26 protein-coding genes are annotated in these 22,079 nt (G+C 31.9%); 24 read left to right on the top strand and 2 right to left on the bottom strand.

What is annotated here, in order from left to right; all coding sequences use genetic code 11:
* The first annotated feature begins 75 nt into the window (after positions 1–75).
* From CVIC12175_RS06830 to CVIC12175_RS06780, 11 genes are all read left to right on the top strand, one after another.
* Positions 76–408: a glycoprotease gene (locus CVIC12175_RS06830; protein WP_141082873.1), complete on the top strand. Its 333-nt coding sequence runs from the start codon at positions 76–78 to the stop codon at positions 406–408.
* 9 nt (positions 409–417) lie between these two features.
* Entirely contained in the window at positions 418–1,299 is an 882-nt protein-coding gene (gene thrB, locus CVIC12175_RS06825; RefSeq protein WP_086256562.1) for a homoserine kinase, read from the top strand.
* A gap of 25 nt (positions 1,300–1,324) precedes the next feature.
* Complete coding sequence (locus CVIC12175_RS06820) at positions 1,325–1,567, top strand: YlxR family protein (RefSeq protein ID WP_236861064.1); 243 nt, start codon at positions 1,325–1,327, stop codon at positions 1,565–1,567.
* Entirely contained in the window at positions 1,554–4,112 is a 2,559-nt protein-coding gene (gene infB, locus CVIC12175_RS06815; protein WP_086256563.1) for a translation initiation factor IF-2, read from the top strand. The genes CVIC12175_RS06820 and infB overlap by 14 nt, the downstream gene beginning before the upstream one ends.
* Positions 4,109–4,477: a 30S ribosome-binding factor RbfA gene (rbfA, locus tag CVIC12175_RS06810; RefSeq protein WP_086247373.1), complete on the top strand. Its 369-nt coding sequence runs from the start codon at positions 4,109–4,111 to the stop codon at positions 4,475–4,477. The genes infB and rbfA overlap by 4 nt, the downstream gene beginning before the upstream one ends.
* A complete protein-coding gene (rimP, locus tag CVIC12175_RS06805) occupies positions 4,474–4,899 on the top strand; it encodes a ribosome maturation factor RimP (RefSeq protein WP_086256564.1) in 426 nt (141 codons plus the stop codon). The genes rbfA and rimP overlap by 4 nt, the downstream gene beginning before the upstream one ends.
* A 2-nt stretch (positions 4,900–4,901) precedes the next feature.
* Positions 4,902–5,924: a bifunctional diaminohydroxyphosphoribosylaminopyrimidine deaminase/5-amino-6-(5-phosphoribosylamino)uracil reductase RibD gene (gene ribD, locus CVIC12175_RS06800; RefSeq protein ID WP_086256565.1), complete on the top strand. Its 1,023-nt coding sequence runs from the start codon at positions 4,902–4,904 to the stop codon at positions 5,922–5,924.
* Positions 5,921–6,439, top strand: a complete 519-nt coding sequence (locus CVIC12175_RS06795; RefSeq protein ID WP_086256566.1) for an LOG family protein — start codon at positions 5,921–5,923, stop codon at positions 6,437–6,439. The genes ribD and CVIC12175_RS06795 overlap by 4 nt, the downstream gene beginning before the upstream one ends.
* 23 nt (positions 6,440–6,462) lie before the next feature.
* Entirely contained in the window at positions 6,463–6,996 is a 534-nt protein-coding gene (locus tag CVIC12175_RS06790) for a tyrosine-type recombinase/integrase (RefSeq protein ID WP_180380671.1), read from the top strand.
* Between the two features lie 105 nt (positions 6,997–7,101).
* Positions 7,102–7,398, top strand: a complete 297-nt coding sequence (locus CVIC12175_RS06785) for a type II toxin-antitoxin system RelE/ParE family toxin (RefSeq protein ID WP_086248961.1) — start codon at positions 7,102–7,104, stop codon at positions 7,396–7,398.
* Positions 7,392–7,667 (top strand): addiction module antidote protein, encoded by a 276-nt coding sequence (locus CVIC12175_RS06780; RefSeq protein ID WP_086255668.1) that lies wholly within the window; start codon positions 7,392–7,394, stop codon positions 7,665–7,667. Before CVIC12175_RS06785 ends, CVIC12175_RS06780 begins: the two co-directional genes overlap by 7 nt.
* Positions 7,668–7,691: 24 nt before the next feature.
* On the opposite strand, the gene CVIC12175_RS06775 is transcribed toward CVIC12175_RS06780, so the two are convergent.
* Positions 7,692–8,195, bottom strand: coding sequence for a restriction endonuclease (locus CVIC12175_RS06775; RefSeq protein ID WP_086254838.1), 504 nt, complete (start codon positions 8,193–8,195; stop codon positions 7,692–7,694).
* Positions 8,196–8,429, bottom strand: coding sequence for a hypothetical protein (locus CVIC12175_RS06770; protein WP_059427034.1), 234 nt, complete (start codon positions 8,427–8,429; stop codon positions 8,196–8,198).
* 293 nt (positions 8,430–8,722) lie between these two features.
* Here CVIC12175_RS06770 and CVIC12175_RS06765 point away from each other — a divergent pair, with 293 nt between their 5' ends.
* The 13 genes from CVIC12175_RS06765 to CVIC12175_RS06705 all read left to right on the top strand — a co-directional run bounded on the left by CVIC12175_RS06765 (position 8,723) and on the right by CVIC12175_RS06705 (position 22,059).
* Positions 8,723–9,124, top strand: a complete 402-nt coding sequence (locus CVIC12175_RS06765; RefSeq protein WP_086315959.1) for a hypothetical protein — start codon at positions 8,723–8,725, stop codon at positions 9,122–9,124.
* 78 nt (positions 9,125–9,202) lie between these two features.
* Positions 9,203–9,421, top strand: a complete 219-nt coding sequence (locus CVIC12175_RS06760) for a hypothetical protein (protein WP_086248965.1) — start codon at positions 9,203–9,205, stop codon at positions 9,419–9,421.
* Between the two features lie 538 nt (positions 9,422–9,959).
* Positions 9,960–11,633 carry a hypothetical protein gene (locus tag CVIC12175_RS06755; protein ID WP_086315958.1) on the top strand — a complete coding sequence of 558 codons (1,674 nt, stop codon included), beginning with the start codon at positions 9,960–9,962 and terminating at the stop codon, positions 11,631–11,633.
* A 9-nt stretch (positions 11,634–11,642) separates the two neighbouring features.
* The gene (locus tag CVIC12175_RS06750; protein ID WP_086315957.1) at positions 11,643–12,095 is read left to right on the top strand and encodes a hypothetical protein; all 453 of its coding nucleotides are present in this window, start codon (positions 11,643–11,645) and stop codon (positions 12,093–12,095) included.
* A complete protein-coding gene (locus CVIC12175_RS06745) occupies positions 12,095–13,237 on the top strand; it encodes a zonular occludens toxin domain-containing protein (RefSeq protein ID WP_086315956.1) in 1,143 nt (380 codons plus the stop codon). Before CVIC12175_RS06750 ends, CVIC12175_RS06745 begins: the two co-directional genes overlap by 1 nt.
* Positions 13,164–14,333: a type II secretion system protein GspD gene (locus tag CVIC12175_RS06740; protein WP_086315955.1), complete on the top strand. Its 1,170-nt coding sequence runs from the start codon at positions 13,164–13,166 to the stop codon at positions 14,331–14,333. Before CVIC12175_RS06745 ends, CVIC12175_RS06740 begins: the two co-directional genes overlap by 74 nt.
* Before the next feature lie 35 nt (positions 14,334–14,368).
* The gene (locus CVIC12175_RS06735) at positions 14,369–15,775 is read left to right on the top strand and encodes a replication endonuclease (RefSeq protein WP_086315954.1); all 1,407 of its coding nucleotides are present in this window, start codon (positions 14,369–14,371) and stop codon (positions 15,773–15,775) included.
* Positions 15,762–16,637 carry a tyrosine-type recombinase/integrase gene (locus tag CVIC12175_RS06730; RefSeq protein ID WP_086315953.1) on the top strand — a complete coding sequence of 292 codons (876 nt, stop codon included), beginning with the start codon at positions 15,762–15,764 and terminating at the stop codon, positions 16,635–16,637. Before CVIC12175_RS06735 ends, CVIC12175_RS06730 begins: the two co-directional genes overlap by 14 nt.
* Before the next feature lie 245 nt (positions 16,638–16,882).
* On the top strand, positions 16,883–17,116 hold the full coding sequence (locus CVIC12175_RS06725) for a hypothetical protein (RefSeq protein ID WP_086315952.1): 234 nt from the start codon (positions 16,883–16,885) through the stop codon (positions 17,114–17,116).
* A 1,302-nt stretch (positions 17,117–18,418) separates the two neighbouring features.
* On the top strand, positions 18,419–19,600 hold the full coding sequence (locus CVIC12175_RS06720) for a hypothetical protein (RefSeq protein WP_086315951.1): 1,182 nt from the start codon (positions 18,419–18,421) through the stop codon (positions 19,598–19,600).
* Positions 19,601–19,657: 57 nt separating this feature from the next.
* The gene (locus CVIC12175_RS06715) at positions 19,658–20,692 is read left to right on the top strand and encodes a zinc-binding metallopeptidase family protein (protein ID WP_086315950.1); all 1,035 of its coding nucleotides are present in this window, start codon (positions 19,658–19,660) and stop codon (positions 20,690–20,692) included.
* Between the two features lie 30 nt (positions 20,693–20,722).
* Positions 20,723–21,694 (top strand): hypothetical protein, encoded by a 972-nt coding sequence (locus CVIC12175_RS06710; protein ID WP_086315949.1) that lies wholly within the window; start codon positions 20,723–20,725, stop codon positions 21,692–21,694.
* An 11-nt stretch (positions 21,695–21,705) separates the two neighbouring features.
* The gene (locus tag CVIC12175_RS06705) at positions 21,706–22,059 is read left to right on the top strand and encodes a helix-turn-helix domain-containing protein (protein ID WP_086315948.1); all 354 of its coding nucleotides are present in this window, start codon (positions 21,706–21,708) and stop codon (positions 22,057–22,059) included.
* Positions 22,060–22,079: the final 20 nt, after the last annotated feature.

Raw genomic sequence — 22,079 nt, 5'->3', positions numbered from 1 at the left:
CCACTTCTTATAGGAGTCTATTTTGAAGGGAATTTAATAGAGCAGATACAAAGCGATGAAAAAGCTAGTGAAATTTTGACTATTGCTATTGCTAATTTAGATAGCAAGTACAAGATTGATAAAATTATTTACGCTAATGGTCCTGGTAGCTTTATGGGATTAAAGGTTGCTTATCTTACGCTTTGTACATTTTGTATAGCTCGTGGGCTTGAGTTATATGGAGTTAATGGATTTAGTTTAAATGGCTTTAGACCAATTAGGGCTAATAAAAATATGAGTTTTGTGCTTGAAAACTCTAAGATAAGTTTGCAAAAAATAGAGCCTTGCGAATTTGAATTGCCAAAAAAATTAGATGGACTTAATTTAATGGCTAATGCATTACCAAATTATGTTATAGATGCGGTTTAGGAGATTATGATGAGAATATTTACACCTGCGACTAGTGCGAATTTAGGTCCTGGATTTGACTCTTTGGGTCTAGCTTTAAAGCTTTATAACGAGGTTAGTATCACTGAACAAAAGATTAGCTCTATTAATATTATAGGTGAAGGTAGTGATAAGATAGCTCTAAAAAAAAATAATACATTTGTAAATATTTTTAATGAGACGATTACATCATTAAATGGAAAGAGCTTAAATTATAAATTTAATTTTGTCAATAATATTCCATTTTCAAGAGGGCTTGGAAGTTCGAGTTCGGTTATAGTTGGCGCTATTGCGGCTGCTTATCATATGGCTGGATTTAAAGTTGAGCGTAGTATAATTTTAGATAAAGCTTTGCAGTATGAACATCATCCTGATAATATTTCTCCAGCTGTATGGGGTGGATTTACAGTAAATATTGTCAATAATGCATCTGTTTATACGCAAAAGGCTGATATTGATTCAAATTTAAAGGCAGTAGTAGTTATTCCAGATGAGCCTATGAATACTAAACAAAGTCGCAATAAGCTCCCTTCACACTATACAATGAATGAATGTGTAAGCAACCTTAGTCATGCTGCTTATTTAAGTAGCTGTTTTATTAAAAAAGATTATGATAATTTACGTTTAGCATGTATTGATAAGATGCATGAAGAGCGTAGAATGAGTGCTTTACCTGAGCTTTTTAAAGTTAGAGATGTAGCATATGCTAATGGTGCGTTGATGAGTACGCTCTCAGGAAGCGGTTCGACTTTTTTAAATTTGGCTTATCAAGATAGAGCCAATGCATTAGCTGAAATTTTACAAGCTGAGTTTCCAAAATTTAAGGTAAAAATTTTGGAGATTGATAATGATGGATTTAGCATAAAAAGCTAAAAATAAAGAAAACTAAGATATAATAGTGCGAAAATTTCATAAACCTATTAGAATGTGCGTGGTTTGCAAAGGTAGATTTTACCAAGATGAGCTTTATAAATTCAGATCACTAAATGGCGAAATAGTACAAAATTTAGGTAATGCAAGATCGTTTTATATCTGCGTAATCTGTATCAAAAAAGATGCAAAAGAGTTAAGAAAACCACTTACAAAATTTGGCAAAAATAGTATAAACTTAAAGGAGATAATAGTCAATGGCAAAGATTAGAATTCACGAAATAGCAAAAGAGCTAGGCTCATCGTCTAAAAAAATTTTAGAGAAGGCAAAAGAGCTAGGTTTTGCAGTGACTACTGTCTCAAGTGCTGTAAGCCCAGAAGATGCCGCAAAACTTTATGATTATGTTCAATCTGGCATAATCCCAGAATCTAAACAAGCTAAAAAATCAACTACTAAACAGCCTGTAAAAGAGGAAATAAAGTCTCAAACCAAACAAGTTGATATAAAAGAAGAGGCCAAGGTATCTAAACCTGAGACTAAAATAGTAGCACCAAAACAACCTGAGATAAAAGAAGAGCAAAAAATAAAAGATGAGTCAAAGAGCGAGACTTTAGCAAATTCAAGTTTAACAAAAAGAAGAGGGCTAGTAATTGTCAAAAAGAAAAAAGATGAACATCCAAAAGTAGAAAAATCTAGCAACTCAACAATGATAAATAATAAAGCACTTGAATCTATGTTTGGTAGTGGCGATGATAGCTTTAAGAAAAAGAAAAAAGAGAAAAAGCAGTTCCAAGCTACTAAAAAAGAGAGTTCATCAAAAATTGATTTAATGGGTCTTAGTGAATTTGGTGATGATATTGTAATTGATGATGAAGATGTGGTTGTATTGCCAGATCTTACAGTAAAACCGATTGAAACTGAAAGAACTCAAACTAATAAAAAACCATTAAATGTCTATAAGCCTGCACAAAATAATGGATTTAATTTTGAAGGCGGAATTCAAAGAAGTAGCCGCAAAAAACATAAAAAAGTGGTAAAAGACAATCAAAATGAGAGCGTTGTAAGTGTAGATATACCAAAAGAGATTAGGCTATATGAATTTGCTGATAAAATCAAAAAATCTCCAAGTGAAATTATTAGCAAGTTATTTATGCTTGGTAAAATGACTACCAAAAATGACTTTTTAGAAGAAGATGAGATTGAGATTTTGGGTGCTGAGTTTGATATTGAGATTAATATCGTAGATACTCAAGAGGAGTTTGATTATGTTAAAGCTTATGAGGACGAAGATGATTTGCATGCTGAATCTAGAGCTCCAGTAGTAACTATTATGGGGCATGTTGATCATGGTAAGACAAGTTTGCTTGATTATATTCAAAACTCTAGAGTAGCAAGCGGTGAGGCTGGCGGTATTACTCAGCATGTTGGTGCTTATATGGTTGAAAAAAATGGTAAAAATATCACATTTATCGATACTCCAGGGCATGAAGCATTTACAGCAATGAGAGCCAGAGGTGCTAGCGTAACTGATATTGTTATTATAGTTGTAGCTGCCGATGATGGAGTCAAACCACAAACCAAAGAGGCTATTGCACACGCTAAAGCTGCTGGAGTGCCTATTATAATTGCTATTAATAAAATGGATAAAGAGAGTGCAAATCCAGATTTAGTAAAAACTGGTTTAGCAGAGCTTGAGATTATGCCTACAGAGTGGGGCGGAAGTCATGAGTTTGTACCAGTATCGGCTAAGACCGGTATGGGTATAGAGGATTTGCTTGAAATTGTACTTTTGCAAGCTGAAATTTTAGAGTTAAAAGCTAATCCAAATAGAGAGGCTAAAGCTACAATTATAGAGAGTTCTTTACAAAAAGGTCGTGGTCCAGTAGCTACTGTAATAGTAGAAAATGGAACATTAAAAGTAGGCGATACTATTGTTGCTGGTGTAGCATTTGGCAAAGTAAGAGCTCTAAGCGATGATAAAGGCAGAAGTTTAAAATCTATTAGACCTGGTGAGTGTGGTGTATTGATAGGGCTAAGTGAAGTACCAGAAGCTGGAGAGACTTTAATTAGCGTAAAAAGTGATAAAGAAGCACGTGAATATGCACAGAAAAAATATGAGTATCTTCGTCAAAAAGAGCTAAGTAAATCTACAAAAGTAACAATTGATGAATTAAGTGCAAAAATAGCAGAAGGTGAGCTAAAAAATCTACCTGTAATTGTAAAAGCAGATGTTCAAGGCTCTCTTGAAGCGATTAAAGCTAGCCTTGAAAAATTAAGAAATGATGAGATTAAAGTAAATATTATCCACTCAGGTGTAGGCGGTATCACTCAAAGCGATATCTCACTAGCAAGTGCAAGTCAAAACTGTGTAATATTAGGATTTAATATTAGACCAACTGGAGAGATAAAAGAAAAAGCTAAAGACAAAGCAGTAGAGATTAAAACTTATAATGTAATTTATAATCTTTTAGATGATGTTAAAGCTCTACTAAGTGGCTTAATGAGTCCAGTAATTACTGAAGAAGATTTAGGCCAAGCAGTAATCCGCCAAGTAATCAATGTGCCAAAAATTGGTCAAATCGCTGGTTGTATGGTAACTGAAGGTATCATTAGTAGAGGTGCTAAAATCCGTGTTATTCGTGATGGAGTGGTGGTATTTGAAGGCAATATTAGCTCACTTAAACGCTTTAAAGATGATGCCAAAGAGGTAGCCAAAGGTTATGAATGCGGCGTAGGAATTGAAGGATATAATGATATGAGAGAGGGCGATTATATAGAAAGCTATAAGGAAGTAGAAAATAGGGCTGAAATATGAATCCAGCTGAATTAAAGAGACTTCGCACTCAAAGTATATTAAAAGAGCTTATTCCTGAGGCGTTAAGCACCCTTGAAGATGAGTATCTTAAGGGGCTTTGTGTTACTGATGTTGAGTGTAAAAAGGGTAGATATGATGCATTTGTCTATTTAGATAAGATGAGTTTTGATGAGAAAGAACAAGCCTATATCCTTTCTCATCTTAAAAAGGTAAGTCGCCATATACAAAATCACTGTATGGCAGCTGAAGGTTGGTATAGATCGCCAAATTTTCATTTTGTATTTGATGATAGACTAAAGTATCAAAATCATATGGATGCTCTATTTGCTAAGGTTGCAGATGAGTTGCAAAAGGGTAAAAAGTGAATTTACAAGAGTTAGAAAAATTATTAGAAGGTTGCGGCGTAGCTTTATATGATACAGAGGTAGCTAGTGAAAATGGCCGTCAAATTTATAGAGTTTATATAACTAAAAGTAGTGGAGTAAATTTAGAAGATTGCGAGGCAGTAAGTAAGCTCTTATCACCTATTTATGATGTTATGCCACCAGTTAGTGGAGACTGGGTTTTAGAAGTTTCTAGCCCTGGGCTTGAGAGAAAACTAAGCAAACCAGAACATTTTGCTAAAAGCATATCAGAAATGGTAAAGATTATCTTAGTTGATAAAAGCGAGATAATTGGAACAATAAAGAGTGTAAATGGTGATGATATTACAATTAATGATGGCGAACAAAATATAAATTTAAATTTCAATAATATAAAAAAAGCTAAAACCTTCATCCAGTGGTAAGTATGGGTGATGAATTTTATCTATCTTTAGCTATTGATAAGGCGTGGGATTGTCAGCTTTTGACATATCCTAATCCCGCAGTTGGTGCTGTAATATTAGATGAAAATGGACAGATTCTTTCTATTGCCAATCATCAAATGTCTGGTTTTCCACATGCTGAATTAAACGCTACTAAAGAGGCTTTAGAAGCTAAGAATAGTAGTTTAAAAGAGTTATTTGCTACTGCAAAAAATGCAAATGAGTTATATAATTTAATAATTAAAAATCATCAAAATTTACTTAAAAACTCTACATATTATGTAACGTTAGAACCGTGCGCGCACCAAGGCAAAACACCCCCATGTGCAAATTTGATTCTTGCTATGGGTGCAAAGCGTGTAGTAATTGGCTCAAGAGATTATGGAAAGCACGCTAGGGGAGGAGCTGATCTTTTAGCTCAAAATGGTATTGAGGTTAAGCTTGATGTATGCAAGGCTAGGTGCGATGAACTACTAGAGCCATTTCTTAGGTGGCAAAGTGGAAATTTTACATTTTTTAAGATTGCTCTTAGCCAAAATGGGGTTGCAACTGGTGGAGTGATATCAAATTTGGCCAGTCGTACTCATACACATCATTTGCGTTCTTTAGTTGATTTAATGGTAATTGGTGGAGCTACTGTGCGTATTGATAGACCTACATTAGATGCTAGATTATTTAGTAAAAAATCACCAGATATTTTGATTTATTCATCATATGCCAATTTTGATCCTAAAATTTCACTTTTTAATATACCAAATAGAGAAGTTATAATTAGCAATTCTTTGGATTTAGCTTTTAAAAAGAGATTTGTTATGATTGAAGGTGGTGAAAATTTCTTACGAAATTTAGATTCTAGAGTAGATTGGATTTTAATTTATCGTTCAAATGAATTCAAAAGTGCTAATAATATAAATTTAGATATGAAGGTTAAAATCTTACATAGAAGTACTTTTGGTGATGGTGAGCTTTTATGGTGTAAAAGAGTTGATATGGGAGTTAATTCGTGAAATATGTAACTATTTTTGGCTCAGCCAGATTAGATGCTAGCAGTGAACATTACCAAAAAGCATATAAAATCGCAAAAGCTTTGGCAGCTGCTGGATATGGAGTTATCACTGGCGGAGGTGGCGGTATTATGGAAGCAGCAAACCGTGGAGCATTTGAAGCTGGAGGCGATAGTATCGGTATAAATGTTATCTTACCAAATGAACAACAGCTTAATCCCTACTGTACTAAGTCGCTAACATTAAATAATTTAAACGAGCGCAAAGAAGCTTTGATAAAAGATAGCTTTGCTTTTATTATTTTACCTGGAGGATTTGGAACATTGGATGAAGCCTTTGAGGTATTGACCTTATCTCAAGCTGGGCTAAAAGAGCATAAAATTATATTTACTCAAAAATCTTTTTGGGAGCCGCTTGTTGAGTTTTTAGATTCTCTTGGCGATATGGGGCTAGCTGATAAAAATGGATATATTATTATTGATGATATAGATGAGATTTTAGAGTTTTTAGCAGTGTAGTTGGCAAAATAAGAGATTATAATTTGCAATTAAGAGCTTTAAAAACACACTCTACTACATTAAAAATAGGGACTACTAAGAACGCTAATAGTAGAACCTTACCCTTAGGTGGCATAACCTTAAAACTTTTAAGTGATATATGCGATAGGATTAATTTAGCTTTATCTTTAAAAAAGTCAGAAGCTATGGAGTTATATCTTAAGGAACCTGAAGGATATCTGAAGGGAGTTTATTACTCAATAGCTAGGGGGCGTTACAAAGGATTAGATAGAGAAAATTATAAGAATTGTAAGATAAATAATTTGACACACAGCATATGTGTATCAAGGTGGAAGGATATGAATAAGGCTTTGGGTTTTGATAAGCGAATAAACGCTAAAGAGTATAACCAATATGCCTTAAGACATACAGTAGCAAGTCGTTTGGTTAGCTTAAAGAAGTTTTCAGCTTATAGGCTAATGCAATACTTAGGCCATAAAAATATACAAAGTAGTTTGAAGTATGTCCATCTAAATATCGATGATATAAGAGATGGGATTGGTGTAGGTGTGTGCTAAAGATTATTGGTTGCGAGAGAGGGACTTGAACCCCCGACCCTCGGGTTATGAGTTTTTTGAGCTTATATAATTAGCTATTAAGCTACATTTTTATATACTTTTGTTATGGAAATAAAATATACTAAGCAGTTTGAAAAATGGTATCTTTCTTTGTCTGATTATAAAGTTAAATCGGCTATATTGCGTAGATTTGACAAGATAAAAAATGATGATTATTTGGGTGATTTTAAGAGTATAGATATTGATTTATATGAGCTTAGGATTTTTGTTTCAGGTGGGATAAGATTGTATTATACTATTCAAAATGGTGTTTTAGTTATATTTCTTTGTGGTGGTGATAAATCAAGTCAAGATAGAGATATACAAAAAGCTAAAAATTTATTAAAGGAATTAAAATGCTAGCATTGAAAGAATTTGATCCTATTGATTTTTTGAATAATTCAGAAATGAGAAAGGAGTATTTAAATCAAGTTTTGGCAGATGGCGATATCGAGGAGCTTAAAAGAGCTATATTTTATATTTCCAAAGCCGAAGGCTTAGAGAATGTAGCAAAAAAAGCAAATTTAAATATGGAAAGCTTTTATAAGATGTTTAAACCTAATTCTAAACCTAGATTTGAAAGTATATTTAAAATCCTAAATGCACTTGATTATAAACTTAGTTGCAATTAGTTCTTATTTAAATCATATAAGCCGTTAATTCTCTTTAATTTGTAAAAAGTTGCACTCTACTTTATGCTGTTTAAAATATAATTCGCATCCTTTATCCATATTTGAGTTAGAAACTATCACTCTTTTTATAATTTTATTATTTAAATACTTATTGTTTTCTTTTTCATACATATGGCAATCTCCTATGAATTTTCTTATTATATCTTGTTTTAGTGGGTATATTGAGTTTTTGCATTGTATTAATAATACTTCTTTATCTTTATATGCTATTATATCTATTCCCATATCTTTTTTTCCTTCTTTCATTCCTTTCATATATATTTTGTATCCCAATCCTTTAAAATGTCTTCCTATTTGAAATTCATATTTAGCACCTTTGTCTATATTTGCTTGTTTTAATTCTTTTATGTATTTTTCTTTTTCTATTTTTTCTTGTTCTTTTTGCTTTTTTAATTTTTTTATCTCTATATAAAAATATCCACTAGTTAATATACTTCCAAGACAGAAACATATAATATGTGTAAACATTTATTCTATTTCCTTTTTTAATACTCTTGCTTTTATATCGCTTAAATAATACTCCTTTTCTTTCTCCGATAATAAATTATAGTATTTTAGTATCTCACTTAAATTATTTTCATTATCGATTTTTTCTTTTTTGTATTCTATAACGATCTTATATAGATTTGGCTTATCGCTTTTCCAGTTATATATAGTTGGTTCGCTTATGTTTAAATATTTGCAATATTCTTTTAAATTCATCTTGACAACTTTTAATTATTTTACTATAATACTAAAATAATTTAAGTAGATATATTAATTTACTTAAATATTTAATGTTGATTATAGCTAATTTTAGCTTTTAATCAAAATTTTAAGGCGCAGTCAGAATAAGAGAAATGAGAGTAAGTCGCCTTTTTTGTAACTTGCGTTTGGCGTTACGATAATACGCTGGAGCTGAAATCTCTATAAACTTACTCCGCCCTAGTTTTTTTATCGGTAAGTCTCTAGGGTGTAATTATTACCGATGATATTAAAATTTTAAAGGATTTACCGTGATTTTACAAGAACAATTTCGTATCAGTTACGAAGTTACCAAAGGCTTCGTTAAGGCTACTGGCTCAGGTCAGATTAAAAATGATGATGGTGAGCTAATTAATTATTCGGCTAGCGTTCGTATTTTTTCTACTAATATTTATCAAAGCAACACTGAAAACGATAAGACAATGTTTGCTAACTCCTATGATAGACAATTGGCTTTTAAAATAACTTGCGATTCAGATATTAAGGCTGGTAAGTTGGCAAATTTGTTTCAATCTACTTTGATTAGCTCTCAACCTATATTTATTAGTGGTGATATACCAGTTCGCAAGACTGATGGCACTTATGAAGTGAATGTATTTGAGATTAAAGGCGTTGATATGGATAATCTAGATAAGGTTGCGATTAAGAAGTAAATTTGAAAAAAAGCCCTAACAAAATTTTAGGGCTTGATTGAGATTTTCTATCTCGTAATTTTTTAGAAAGGAGTTCAGATGAAAAAAGGATTGCTTACTAAAGCTTCTATTGGCGCTTTTGGCTTAATGTCTATGGCTTCGCTTGCTAACGCTGCGATTACAGTTGATTCATCTACTGGTGCTATTAGCGGTAGTATTGATTTAAGTATAGTCTATGGTGCTTTTGCTCTTGTTTTAACTGCAATTGCTACAATCTGGGGCTTAAAAAGAGTTATCAGAATGTTTTCAGGTGCTTAATTAAATCCTATGGATTTATTTTCTTAAGCCACAAAAAATGCGTTTAGCTTTCTTGAAATTTTAAGAACGCTCCGCATTTTTTGTGGTGCAGCGCGAATAAAATATTTAACTGGGCTAAGTTGTCTTTTTAGAGCGCTGTTTAAGATTGTTTTGGTGGCTTTATGGATATAGATATTCAAAATTTGATTTTGTTTGAAAGTTCCTTTTTTGGTGTTATTCTTGTGGCTTTGTTTGCTGTTAAATCGCTTCTATATGTTTTTAAAGTATTTGATAAGGAATAAAAATGATGACTGGGCATATCACTGGCTTAGCTTTCGATGATTATAATTTTCTAATGGGTTTTACTGGCATATTGTGCGGTTTTTCAATTTTCTTGATTACTTTGTTTGTTATCTCTAATTTAAGGGCTTAATATGGATATTTTAACAATTACTGGCTCTGCTTCATTTGATTATTTTTTTTCTATATTTTTCTATTTTACGATTACTGCCGTTCCGTTTTTACTTGCATTTGTATTAATAGCTAATAAGTCGTTACGATGAGATATATATATTTATTATTGTTGTTACTGACAAATTTATACTCTTATTCTTATAATGTTGTAACTAGTGATTCCTTTAATCCTATAAAGGATGATGGATATGATTATTCTCTATATACTAATTATAATACTAGCGTTGTAACTGATGGAGATTATGATGCTACTTATTATAAGAATGATCTTATATTTAATGATAAAGTTTATTCGAGTTGTTATAATGTTTTTACTAGTAAAAGCTCTCCTTGTATTGTAGATGAAAATAGTTATGGGGTAATTGTGCTAGGCTCTGATTCTAATTTTGAATCATATTCTATGCTAGATTCAATTAATAGGGCTTATTTTGATTCTACTTATATAAATAATTCTTATGCTGCTGTTTGGGGTAGGGCTAATCATCGTGATCCTTATTATGAATTTTATCTAGAACCTGAGTGTGGTCAAGATTGCGATGAATTAATGGCCGAGTATCTTTATTACGATAATTTGAATTATAAAGTTGTTTTAGCTGTTTCTGATAATATTTATTATAATTATGATTTGAGAAAATTCATCTATTTTTATCCTTATAAAGTGGAAGAGTCTATTAATGATAGTGGATTTTTTGATGGTGTTGATAATTTTTTTACAAGCGCAAAATACTCTTTTTCTATTACTGAAAATTCAATTAGATATACTTGTCCTGTAGGTAGTAAATTTAATCCTAATACTGGTTTATGTGTTAATGATTGTACTGATTATGATGTTAGCGATTCAGAATTTAAATTTCAATTCGATGATGGCAAATGTTTAGTTGTTACTGGCGCTATTAGCAATTATGATATCGCAAAAGCCTATTGTGAATTTAAAGGCTCAAGTTTTACTATTACCGGTGCTGATCCTTATGCTCCTGGCACTAGTTCTATAATGTATTATTGTGCTAATTATAGCAATATGATTCAATTGCCAGATGATTTATTTAAAAAGGCTCCTGAAGTCGATAATAAAGATAATAACACTGATAAGCCTAGCGGTGGCTCTACTGATAATCAAGAGAATGGCTCTACAACAAATCAAGGAAATAGCGGAATCTCAAGCGGTTCAAGCACTGAGATAACTGGCGGAAGTTCAAGCGGTTCAAATAGTGGTGATAATGATGGTGAGGGCTTTACTCAAGCCGAAACGACTGTTGGCGGTAATGGCTCAAGCGATTCTAACTCTACTAGCGGTAATAAGCCAGATGGCGGTAGCGGTTCGGGTGGCGTTGGCACTGATGGCACTGATGGCAATGGAGCAGATCAAGGCGGAGATTCGGAAGGTGAAGGTATAGGCAACACAGATAAAGAAGCCGTTGAAGGCGCTCTTGGTGGTTTAGGTGGCGTATTTGATGGTATATTTGATAGCTTTTTTGAGCTTGGCAACTCTTTAGATGAAATGTTAACAAATTTAGAAAATAGCGTTAATTCCGTTAAAGATTCTCTTAAGCCTTTTGGTAGTATCTCTGCTACTACTGTTACTACTTGTCCTTTGGATTTTTCATATAGTAGCCCTTATCCGATTAATTTTTCAATCGATTTATGTACGCCTTTGTATTCCGTAAATGGCTTGGTTTATTCAATAATCTTTTTATCTATTTTATCGCTTAGCGTGATATTTTTCATAAAAATATTAATAATGCTACTGGCTACATTCTAGGAGATTGAAATGGTTGCAGTTATTCAAGCTTTGATAAGTTTTATAGGATTTGTATTTACTTCTGTTGTTGAATTTATAGCTGGTTTCTTTGGTAGAAAAGTTGTTTTACTTACTATTTTATATCCTATTATCATAGGTTTTGCGACCTATGTTTTTACATATGTATTTATAGAATTTCTAAATTTGCTTTTAGGACTATTTAATTTAGTAAATATTGTTAATGAGAATATGCTTGATATGATTCGTAGCTCTGATAAAAATTTGCAATTTTTCTTATCGGTTATGTCGGCTAGCGGTGTTTGGAAAGCCTTTGTTGATGCCTATAATATAGTAAGCCCTTTGTTTTATTTATTGCTTGTATTTTTGACTATTGTTTTAATGTTTAAAGCTAAAAATTTAGTATTTAATCAAATCAAATATCTTTATGATCTACTTATAAAAACCGGCGTTGGGAAAAAGTAATGGCAATTCATTATATAGTTGGCAATCCAGGTAGCGGTAAAAGCTATTATGGCGTTTATATACTATATGATAAATTTATACGCACTAAAAAGACAAATTTTTTCTCTCGCTTTACCAAGCAAAAAGAGCAAAAGCAGTATGATTTTGGATATACCAATATTAATGAGTTTAATTTTGATTCTAGTGATAAGATACGCAAATTAGAGCTTGAGCCTTTAAAAGAGAAGCTAAGTCTTTTATATAATATGTATAAGCTTAATTCTCCAGATTCTGAGCTGATAGAGACTGCGAAATCTTTTGATTTATTTAATGTTATATTTGTTATAGATGAAATTCATAATTTTTTTGTTAGTAAAGATGAGATATTGATATGGTGGCTTACATACCATAGACACTTACACCATGAGCTATATTTAATTACCCAAGATTTATCTTTAGTTGATAATGAATATAAAAGAATCGCAGAATTTTTCTATAGGGCTGTCGATAGCTCAAAAAGATTTTTTAGCAAGAAATTTAGATATTTCCAATATACCAGTTATAGATTATATGAAAAAGATTTAGTCCGTAGATTCCACATTGATTTTATTCAAGAAGTTTTTAATTTATATCATAGCGGTGATGATAATATACGAAGTAGTTATTTGAGAAAATTTCTTTATATTTCGTTCTTTTTACTTATTTTTTCATTTTTTCTATTCTACATGCTTAAATCTTTAGTTACTACATCAGATGATACGAGCAAACCAAGTCAAAAATTTACTGATAGCAATAGAACCAAAGTAAGCGCTAATATTAGACAAAATTTACCTAGCGATAAAATAGATGATACATTAGGTTTTTATTATAAATATACTTGTGTTGGATTTGATTGCAAATTTGATAATAGTGATGACTTGTTTGATTTAAGGCTCTTAAGCTACCTTTTAAGTAAAACTGAAATTTTGTATAAGATTGATTCTAATAAATCTAAAAATAGCGTTGAAACCAACATTATCATTAAAGATGATGTTTTTAAAGTATTAAATATTACATTTAATACAAATAAAAATTCTAAAGGATTAACCGATGATTTTAAAAACCCTTCGTTTATTAGTGGTTCTAGTAGTTTTTTGCCAACTCTCTCAGGCCGCAATAATTAAGAATAGTTTGCTTGATTTTGCCAATATAGCTTCTACAAATTCAAAGATAGAAATTTTGATTAGTGGTGATATAAAAGCCAAGGACTTTTATTTTTTCTCGCCTTATTTAAATTCTGAAATTGATTTGCCAGTTTTTAAAAAGATTATAGAAGTATCAGGCTTTAGGCTTTTAAAATTTGATGATTTTTATTATGTTGATAGGGTAGATGAGAATCTAACTGCTAGCGACAATCAAGAGCTTTCAAATTTATTTTATATCAAGCTTAAGAATAATAGCTTTGATGAAGTAAATAGCATAATCAATATGTATGATAGAAATGCCACTTATATTAGCCAAGATAATGCCGTTGCTTTTAAGGCTACTGATAAGGAGTATAGCGAGATATTATCAGCAGTGTCTATGCTAGATGAAAAGGACTTTGAGCAAGTAAATTTTAAGATTACCATTTTAGAAACAAATTTAGATGATCTGCGTTCTAGAGGTACTGAGATAAATTCTTTATTGCAAGGTGTAGATAGTGTAGATTTTAGATATTTTTTTAATTTACTTACCGTTCCTTATACTGCTAATACTAATGTTAGTAATCAAAGCTCTAAATTTTATGGTGTTTTAAAATTTTTAGATTCTAATTCAATTACTAATATAAAATCTAGCCCATTTTTGGTAGCTAAAAACAATACTTCTGTATATTTTTCTAATGTAAGAAATATCCCTTTTCGCACTTCGATTAGGCAAGTTCAAGACTCGCAAAGCTCTACTCAAGAGAATTTTGAATATAAAGATGTCGGTTTAAAGCTTACCTTAAAGCCTAGAATTATTGGTGAATTTGTATATACAGATATACATTTTGTATATGAGAATTTGATTAATACTGATAATTTAACGCCTACTACGACTAAAAAGGAGTTAAAGTCTAATTATAAGCTAAAAAAGGGAGATATTTTAGTTCTTAGCGGAATTAACGAGCAGATAGAAAATACAAATAGAACCGGTATCCCAATTTTAAAAGATATATGGCTCTTAAAGTATCTATTTTCTACCCAAAAAGTTGAAGTTAGCAACTCTATTATCTCTATATCTATTGAAGTGTTTTAAGCGAGTGATTCAAAATGCTAAGGTCAAATTTTTTAATGACTGCCGCCGCTAACGCCGACTATGAGCGCAGCGCGAGGAACGAGCGCGGCGCGAATAAAGCGGCGGCTTGTCAAGTTAATAAAAAAGTCTTACCTTTAAGCTTTGGAATCAGTGAAGCTGATTTGGAGCTGGCGAATGCCAAGCTACAAAGCCAAAGATTATGGCTCAAATCTCAAATTTATAAAGTAGATGATGAGAGTGGCGAAGTCAAAACCTTGCTTGATTGTTCGTATTCTGCCAATTTTTCTAGTAGATATTATGCTGAGTTAAATAATCGTGTTAATACAATTAATGATTTCTCATTTAACCAAGGTTTGCAGTCTAGTTTTTTGACAATTACGCTTAATGGTTGCTTTAGAGATGCCCTTATGGGTGATTTTAGTAGGTTTAAGGCTAAGGATAGGGATTTATTAAGTGAAGAGTTTAAATATAAGATGAAAAATTGTCTTAATGATATAAATATTAAAGATTTGATAAATTTGCTTAATTACCAGTGGAATTTATTTATAGTTCGCATACACCGCAAATATAAGAATTTGACTAAGTATTATATCCGCTCTTTTGAGCCACATAAAAAAGATGGCGTTCCGCATATCCACGCTTTAATTAGTTATCCGCAATATGCGCATGAATACATACTCAAGGCTTTTAAAGATATATTCTATGCTCCGCAAAATTTAAGGCAAAATTATTTAACAAAAGAGCAGATAGCCAAGGGCGAAATTAACGGCTTTCAATGGACTTTAAGCAATCCTACTGGCTATATTCTAAAATATATCAATAAAACTTTTATAAATTTTAATGAGCGTGACAATCTAGACTATAATACCGCTTGGTATGTTAAATATAAGGTTCGTCGTTTTATCAGCTCTAAGCACCAAATTCCGCTATGGATATATAGAAAAATCAACTTTTTTTACAAGGATTTTTATAATTTATGCAGTATAAAATCAATGTCTGAATGGCACTGCGAGTGGAATTTTGATAAATCTTATTTTTTGCTTAAGAATGTTGATAGTGGAGAAACAATCTCTTGCGTAGATGGTGTAATAAAGCATTCTATAGGTGATAATATCATACATTATTACCATAAGGAAAAAGCCAAAAATGTAGATAGAATTTATAGGGTTTATGAAAAGCCTACGATAAAAAATAGATCAAGTAAAATTTGGTTTGAGAGTAAGCCTATAGTTACAAATATGAAAGATTATACCTTGTTAAGTTATTATCGCAGCCTTGATACCAATACTTGTAATTTGCAACATTTTGCATATGTAGAAAACGAACTTGTAAAAAGAAAAATGGGTATATTCTGCGGTAAAAATAGATTAAATGATTTAAATGCTGTGTTTGAAAATTTAGCTGTTGATTCTGATGGAGTGATTTACTATGACTTTAAATGAAGTTTTTGATAATTATTTGATATACTATGAATTTTTACTTCGCCCATCAACTTTAAAAAGTGATATAGCTACATATAATAAGCATATTAAACAAGGTTTGGGTCTTAATTGTATTAATGAGATTGTCTTTTTAGATATTCAGAGTTTTTGTAATAACTTGATAAGATCTGGATATAAAATAAAAACAGTTAAAAATATACTAACCAAATTAAAGGTAGTTTTTAAATTTGCTATTAAGCTCGAGCTGATAACTAAAAATCCTTGTGATTTTGTAGAATTACCTAGATTTGATAATAAAATTTACTTTAACTACTCTGTAAAAATGCAAAAGAATATCATAAAGGCTATCATTAATAATGATTCTCCAACTAGTGATATATTTTATTTTTTATTGCACGGTAGGAGAAAAAACGAAGTATTATCTTTGAAGTGGTCTGATATAAATTTTAAAAATAAAACATATTCTATACCATTTCAAATAAATAAAGCTAAAAGAACTATGATATATTTGATGAGCGATGGTTTATATCATAGACTTTATAAAAGATATGTATCGCTTGTAAAATCTGGTTCATATTCTCTAGATAATTATGTTTTTGTCAATCCAGCTACTAATAACAAATATGTTGATTTGCGTAAATCTTGGCATAGATTGTTAAAAACCAATAATCTACCTAAGCTTAGATTACACGATATAAGGCACTTGATAGCAACTTATTCTATAAATCATTTAGGATCATCTGTTGAATTAGTTAGTTACTGTTTAGGGCATACTAATATTGCCACTACTCAAAGGTATATAACTAAAGATATGAAAATGTCGCTAAGTGTTATTGAAAATATGTTAAAATCAGTAAAGTAAAATTTAAGTATCTTATAAGAAATAAATTATATATTTTAAAATCTGATTTTATGGATATTGGTTGCGAGAGAGGGACTTGAACCCCCGACCCTCGGGTTATGAGAACGCCTCATAAATCGCTAAAGAACCCTTGGGGTATATATCTATGTATGCCTAAAGGGTTAAAATGGATTTAAAGGCTATTTATGGTATTTTAAGTTTTATATGATTATAATATATCTATAAACAACACTAAAGGAGAATAAATGGAGAAAGTAGCTAAAAGAAAACTTGTAAAAAAAGAGATTACTAAAGCAGACCTAGCTGCAAATATACAAAGACGCTTAAAAAGAGTAAGTGAAGATTTAGCAATATCTATAAAAGAACTAGATACAAACTTAGATTATAAACTAAGAGAGGAAGCTTGGGAAGTTTGGCATAGCTATGACAAGATAAAGGATAGCCTCATAGAAGCCACAGAACGCCTCATAAATCGCTAAAGAACCCTTGGGGTATATCTAGGTATGCCTAAAGGGTTAAAATGGATTTAAAGGCTATTTATGAGCTTATTTAAATATAGTCTATTTTTTAGTATATTAAACACTGATTTTATCACTAAAAATCATACCCTTCAAATGCCCTATTTATGGGGGTGTCCCATATGGGGGAAGGGAAAGGGAAGATATATTATAAAATATACTATAGATATACCATAGGATATACTATAAGATACCTAGAGATTAGTCTAGGGTATCCTTTAGGATATCTTAGGTTTAGTCTAGGGTGTCCTTAAGGATATCTTAGAGATACTCTAGTCTATCTATGGGATATCCCTTTCTTGATTTATATATTAATTTATAAAAGAGAATATATAATACAATCTCTCTAGATAGCCTATAAAAGCCTTTGGATAGCTAAGGCATACCTAGGTATAGCCTAAGGATACTTTAGCGATTTATGAGCCATTTAGAGCTATCTAAATTCTTACACGAGACCACCCACAGCTCTGAGAATTTTATCTGCAAAGGGGGTGGTAGTTTTTATTTAATATTTTCGGCTCGAAGCTTTATATGCTTTGTGGGTCGCCCAGTGTAATAGCTGGGGTACTTTTTAGGTTCTTTAGTGTGATACTATTCACCCCTTAGCTCAACTACCACTGGTAGAAAGAGGTGGCTAGAAGTCGCCGTAGTACTTCACCATAAGGGTGGGAGCTTTACCCACCTGAATTTTATTCTTACACATTACTTCTTCTTATTTTGAGGATATTTTTGGATATTTAGGGTTTCCTAAGGGGGTGTAAAAAATTGGAAAAAATATTTGAAACACTTAATAAACGCTCAATCGGCGAGCGTTCCCCCCCCCCCCCTTGCCCCCTTTGGAAACCTTAAGCAAACCTTAAGCTAATCTTAATAACAATCAAGGGCAACCCCTTGCAACCCTAAAAGCCCCTTAAGATTAATCTAAATAGTTGTTTTAATATCCCTTTTAATCACTCTTAACACTGCTAAACACGCTTTAAAAGCCCTAAAAATGGGCTAAATCATCGGATAAAATAAACGATTTTGGAATAAATTGATAATTTTTTGGAATATTTTTTGATATTTTTGCTAAAAAACCTTGACTTTAAAATATTTTTATGCTATAATTATATCAATTAAAAAGAAAAGAAAACCTTTAAAAGAAACCCTTAAAAAGGGGCTTTTAAAGGTTTTCAAATCTTTTTAAAAAAACTTACTAAAAAACCTTGACTTTTGTTAAGTTTTTTGGTATAATAATATAAATTAAAAAAGAAAGGGTTAAAGATGGATAGCTTAACTTTAACAAAGTTTAAGAGCCGCTTTATAGAAGCGGGTAGAGTGTTAAGTTTAGTTGAAACCAAAAAACAAAGAGTTTTGGGAAGATTAGAGAGCGTTACTTATGTAGCGTTATATGACAGCCTACAAGATAAATGGGCTTTAGTGCGTAATAAGAACGCTGGGTATCCTTGTTATAGCCTAGATTCTAAAGGTAACCCAATAGCCATATATTTAGATAGATTAGGAAATATAAAGGAACGAACCCTTAAACAAGATTTGTTTATGCAGATTTTAGAGACTTCAGAAGGCTCTCAAGAGTTTAGGGAAAACTTGAGAGTCCAACAAAATGCTTTGAAGCATAATTATAGCTTAAGTTTTGTTAAACCAAGCTTAGGCTATAACCTTGATATACCTACTAGTTGCCAAAAGGGTAGAGGCAGCTTTTTTAAATGGGTAGATGAGATAGCCAAAATGGCAATATTAATGGATAATAATGGTAAAATAGTAGCAAGGTGCTTAATTTGGGATAAGAATTATATCACACATAACGGCGAGGCTTGCCTTAATGATGTAGCCGATAGGCTGTATTATAATGAAGGGATACACCACTTAGCTCTAAAAAATGAGTTAAAAAAATTAGATATAGATTGCATTTGGGAAAAGGCTGGAGATAGGCCTTTTGATTATGCAGAATATATCCTTAACTTGCCTGAAGAAATTAAGGAAGAGCTGGATAATGCCATATGGGGTAGTAAAGCTCCTTTTATGGATACATTTAGCCACTATAACAGTGGAAGGGGGGTGTTGTACTCATTTCACTGGCCTGATAGGTTAGATTATGACAGTTTTGAGTGGGATGATAGTGTAGATAATGTTCTACTATACACTGATGGAAGCGTATATAATGAAGATGATGATGATAGAGTATGGGATGATTACAATGAAGAACGCATCGATAGGGACTACGCTGTAGAGCCTATAAATTATGGTGGCGTAACTCATATGGATAGTTGTATATATAGTGACTATCATCAAGCATATATTTTAGATGATAGCGATGCTATAGCGGTTCACACACCAGGGAGATATGTTGAGTACGATTACACATACCGCGGAAGTGGGGTTGAATTAGTAGAAATAAATGATGAAGTCTATTTTCTAGATAGTCTAAGCACATACAGAGCTTAAGAGTATAAGGGGCATTATAGCCCCTATTTTTTAAAGAGTGAAAGAAGTATAATTAATATGAATATAATAGAATTATTAACAATAAACCAAAGTGAATTAGGTACTAAAATTAAAGAGATTATTAACGATTATAGGGATTTTTATAGTATAATCTTTATTGATAATGGGGGTATCATAGTAACACCAAAGAAATGTGAAAAGTATCCATTAATTTGCTCTCACCTTGATACTATAAATGACCAAAGAAAACCAAAAGAAACGCCTAAGATTAGCGATATAAATATACAAGGCGATTATTTATCGCTCACAAATAATAGCCCTTGCAGTTGTTTGGGGGGGGGTGATGATAGGTGTGGTGTATATATAGCATTAGAATTAATTAAGGCTAGATTACCTTATGCCTTCGGTTTCTTCTATGATGAAGAGATAGGGGGTGTAGGTAGTAAATATATGCTACAATATTTAACGGATAATATAACAGCCTTTATAGGTTTAGATAGGCGTGGGGCAGACCAAGCAGCTATTTATGGCTATGATAATAGTGAATTAATGGCTTTATTCGAAAGAAGGGGATATTTTAAGGCAAAAGGGAGCTTTACAGATGCTAGCAACTTAGCTGGTATGTATTCTAAAGGAGTAGCGTGTATAAATCTAAGTGTGGGTTATTATAATGAACACACACCAAAGGAAACTATAAACACAACGGCGATGAATAGAACCTTAACAATTTTAAAAGATATGGTTGATGAGCTAACATCTAAGCCATTTTTAATAGAGAATTTTATGATTTATAATGAGTTTTATCAAAGTAAATTATATTATTATGGTGATGATGATGATTTATATTATTATGGTAATGGTGATTTATATAACTATGGTGATGATGATAGTGAAGCACTGGAAGAATGGTATATAGAAGGCTATAATAAAGCTATGGAGCAGGGCTATGAAATATCCAAAGATGAATTATATGAGGAAAATCTAAAGGGAATTTATAGCTCTGAAGCGTGGTATATATCTTATTTAGCTGGTTTTAAAGATGCTATAGATGATATGGAAAATCTTAAGTACCCAAAGAAAGCTTTAGCATAATTAAGTTTTAAGATAGCAAAAGGAATATAAATGGCAATTATAAAAGCTCAAGGTGGGATAATAGAAGCCCACCACGCTGACCCTATATGGGTTAGGGAACATTTTGAGAATGATATAGAGATACTTAGAACAGGTGAAATACCAAAGAAATCTGATGAAGAAATAGCAAAAGCTAACGAATTGCTATTAAGGATATGGGCTGTGTGGGGTATAGCCTTGCTTGCTTGTATAACCTATGGGTATAACCCTTGGTTTATAGCAGTTATTGTAATTGGGTTTATATTCTGTATAGGGGCTACTGGAGTATTATCAGGGCATAACTCAGGGCGTTCATTGTGGCTAACGGCTAGGAATAATGGCTTTAGATATGATAGTGATAGTGATGTTACCTACATAGCACAGTTGCAGCTAATGGGTTTGAGCTTAATACCAAAGGAGCTAAAGGAAAAGGCTGAGGCTGATTGTAGGATACTAAAGGGGCATACTATGTATAGGTACCCTATAACCTATGAGAAAATACATTTAAGTAGGCATCATAATTGGCTAAATGCTAAGATATCTTTTAAACTTGTTGATAGAGTTAGAACTTTAGAAGTAACTACGAAAGATAGAAGGATAATTATAGAGATAGCAAAGCTAAAGAAATATGATAAGTATATACAAGGTATTGGGGGCTTTATCCATAATACTGAGATGGACGGCAGGGCTTTTAATAAACTCTTTAGCTCTAAGACTGTGTTTAATAACGCATCGATAAGATTATCTACTTGTTATGAGAGATATAAGGGGGAGTTGAGGCTTGTAGAAAAACCACAGGCTTTTAGGCAGTTATCTATAACAATCCACCCTAAAACTGGTGAGAAAGAAAACTATAGGCTAGAGAAAACAGTAGAAGACTGGGAGATAGTAGAGTTAGTTGATGAAAGGTTTAATCCTGATATATATAGGACAATAGCAGATGATAAATCATTAGCTAAAGCAATTGAAGCAGGAGTAATATAAAGGAGAACAAAATGCAAAACACATATCTAGATAGGGTTAGTGAAGCTCTAACACTTTTAAATAGATTAGATAATTTTAAACCACCTACTAATGGTAATGGTAAAAATGTAAAGAGCTACTCTATAAAGCTTTTTATATTGTTATTTACAATAGCAAAACACGAAGGAGAAACACAGGCTTTTTATTCTGAGTTATTAGACTGGACTACAGCTAATACTAGCATACATACTGGGTATCTTTATGATAATGGTTTTATAAGTAAAGCCTATGATGATAGAGATATGCGTAACTTAGCTAGAAGGCTGTTTATAACGCCAAAAGGAAGAGAGTTTATAGAAAGCTTATTAAGAAAGGAGAGAAGTTAAGCAAAATTATAAGAGGGTCT

The sequence above is a fragment of the Campylobacter vicugnae genome, from assembly GCF_002139875.1.
Taxonomy (GTDB): domain Bacteria; phylum Campylobacterota; class Campylobacteria; order Campylobacterales; family Campylobacteraceae; genus Campylobacter; species Campylobacter vicugnae.
The sequence above is the reverse complement of the archived record's forward strand: the minus strand, read 5'-3'. Positions and strand labels throughout refer to the sequence as shown.

What these genes read in the sequence shown, in the direction of transcription:
- thrB (WP_086256562.1), top strand. Translation starts at nt 418, where the DNA reads ATGAGAATATTTACACCTGCGACTAGTGCGAATTTAGGTCCTGGATTT.
- infB (WP_086256563.1), top strand. Translation starts at nt 1,554, where the DNA reads ATGGCAAAGATTAGAATTCACGAAATAGCAAAAGAGCTAGGCTCATCG.
- rbfA (WP_086247373.1), top strand. Translation starts at nt 4,109, where the DNA reads ATGAATCCAGCTGAATTAAAGAGACTTCGCACTCAAAGTATATTAAAA.
- ribD (WP_086256565.1), top strand. Translation starts at nt 4,902, where the DNA reads ATGGGTGATGAATTTTATCTATCTTTAGCTATTGATAAGGCGTGGGAT.
- CVIC12175_RS06785 (WP_086248961.1), top strand. Translation starts at nt 7,102, where the DNA reads ATGGAAATAAAATATACTAAGCAGTTTGAAAAATGGTATCTTTCTTTG.
- CVIC12175_RS06780 (WP_086255668.1), top strand. Translation starts at nt 7,392, where the DNA reads ATGCTAGCATTGAAAGAATTTGATCCTATTGATTTTTTGAATAATTCA.
- CVIC12175_RS06775 (WP_086254838.1), bottom strand. Translation starts at nt 8,195, where the DNA reads ATGTTTACACATATTATATGTTTCTGTCTTGGAAGTATATTAACTAGT.
- CVIC12175_RS06770 (WP_059427034.1), bottom strand. Translation starts at nt 8,429, where the DNA reads ATGAATTTAAAAGAATATTGCAAATATTTAAACATAAGCGAACCAACT.
- CVIC12175_RS06760 (WP_086248965.1), top strand. Translation starts at nt 9,203, where the DNA reads ATGAAAAAAGGATTGCTTACTAAAGCTTCTATTGGCGCTTTTGGCTTA.
- CVIC12175_RS06755 (WP_086315958.1), top strand. Translation starts at nt 9,960, where the DNA reads ATGAGATATATATATTTATTATTGTTGTTACTGACAAATTTATACTCT.
- CVIC12175_RS06750 (WP_086315957.1), top strand. Translation starts at nt 11,643, where the DNA reads ATGGTTGCAGTTATTCAAGCTTTGATAAGTTTTATAGGATTTGTATTT.
- CVIC12175_RS06745 (WP_086315956.1), top strand. Translation starts at nt 12,095, where the DNA reads ATGGCAATTCATTATATAGTTGGCAATCCAGGTAGCGGTAAAAGCTAT.
- CVIC12175_RS06740 (WP_086315955.1), top strand. Translation starts at nt 13,164, where the DNA reads ATGATTTTAAAAACCCTTCGTTTATTAGTGGTTCTAGTAGTTTTTTGC.
- CVIC12175_RS06735 (WP_086315954.1), top strand. Translation starts at nt 14,369, where the DNA reads ATGACTGCCGCCGCTAACGCCGACTATGAGCGCAGCGCGAGGAACGAG.
- CVIC12175_RS06730 (WP_086315953.1), top strand. Translation starts at nt 15,762, where the DNA reads ATGACTTTAAATGAAGTTTTTGATAATTATTTGATATACTATGAATTT.
- CVIC12175_RS06725 (WP_086315952.1), top strand. Translation starts at nt 16,883, where the DNA reads ATGGAGAAAGTAGCTAAAAGAAAACTTGTAAAAAAAGAGATTACTAAA.
- CVIC12175_RS06720 (WP_086315951.1), top strand. Translation starts at nt 18,419, where the DNA reads ATGGATAGCTTAACTTTAACAAAGTTTAAGAGCCGCTTTATAGAAGCG.
- CVIC12175_RS06715 (WP_086315950.1), top strand. Translation starts at nt 19,658, where the DNA reads ATGAATATAATAGAATTATTAACAATAAACCAAAGTGAATTAGGTACT.
- CVIC12175_RS06710 (WP_086315949.1), top strand. Translation starts at nt 20,723, where the DNA reads ATGGCAATTATAAAAGCTCAAGGTGGGATAATAGAAGCCCACCACGCT.
- CVIC12175_RS06705 (WP_086315948.1), top strand. Translation starts at nt 21,706, where the DNA reads ATGCAAAACACATATCTAGATAGGGTTAGTGAAGCTCTAACACTTTTA.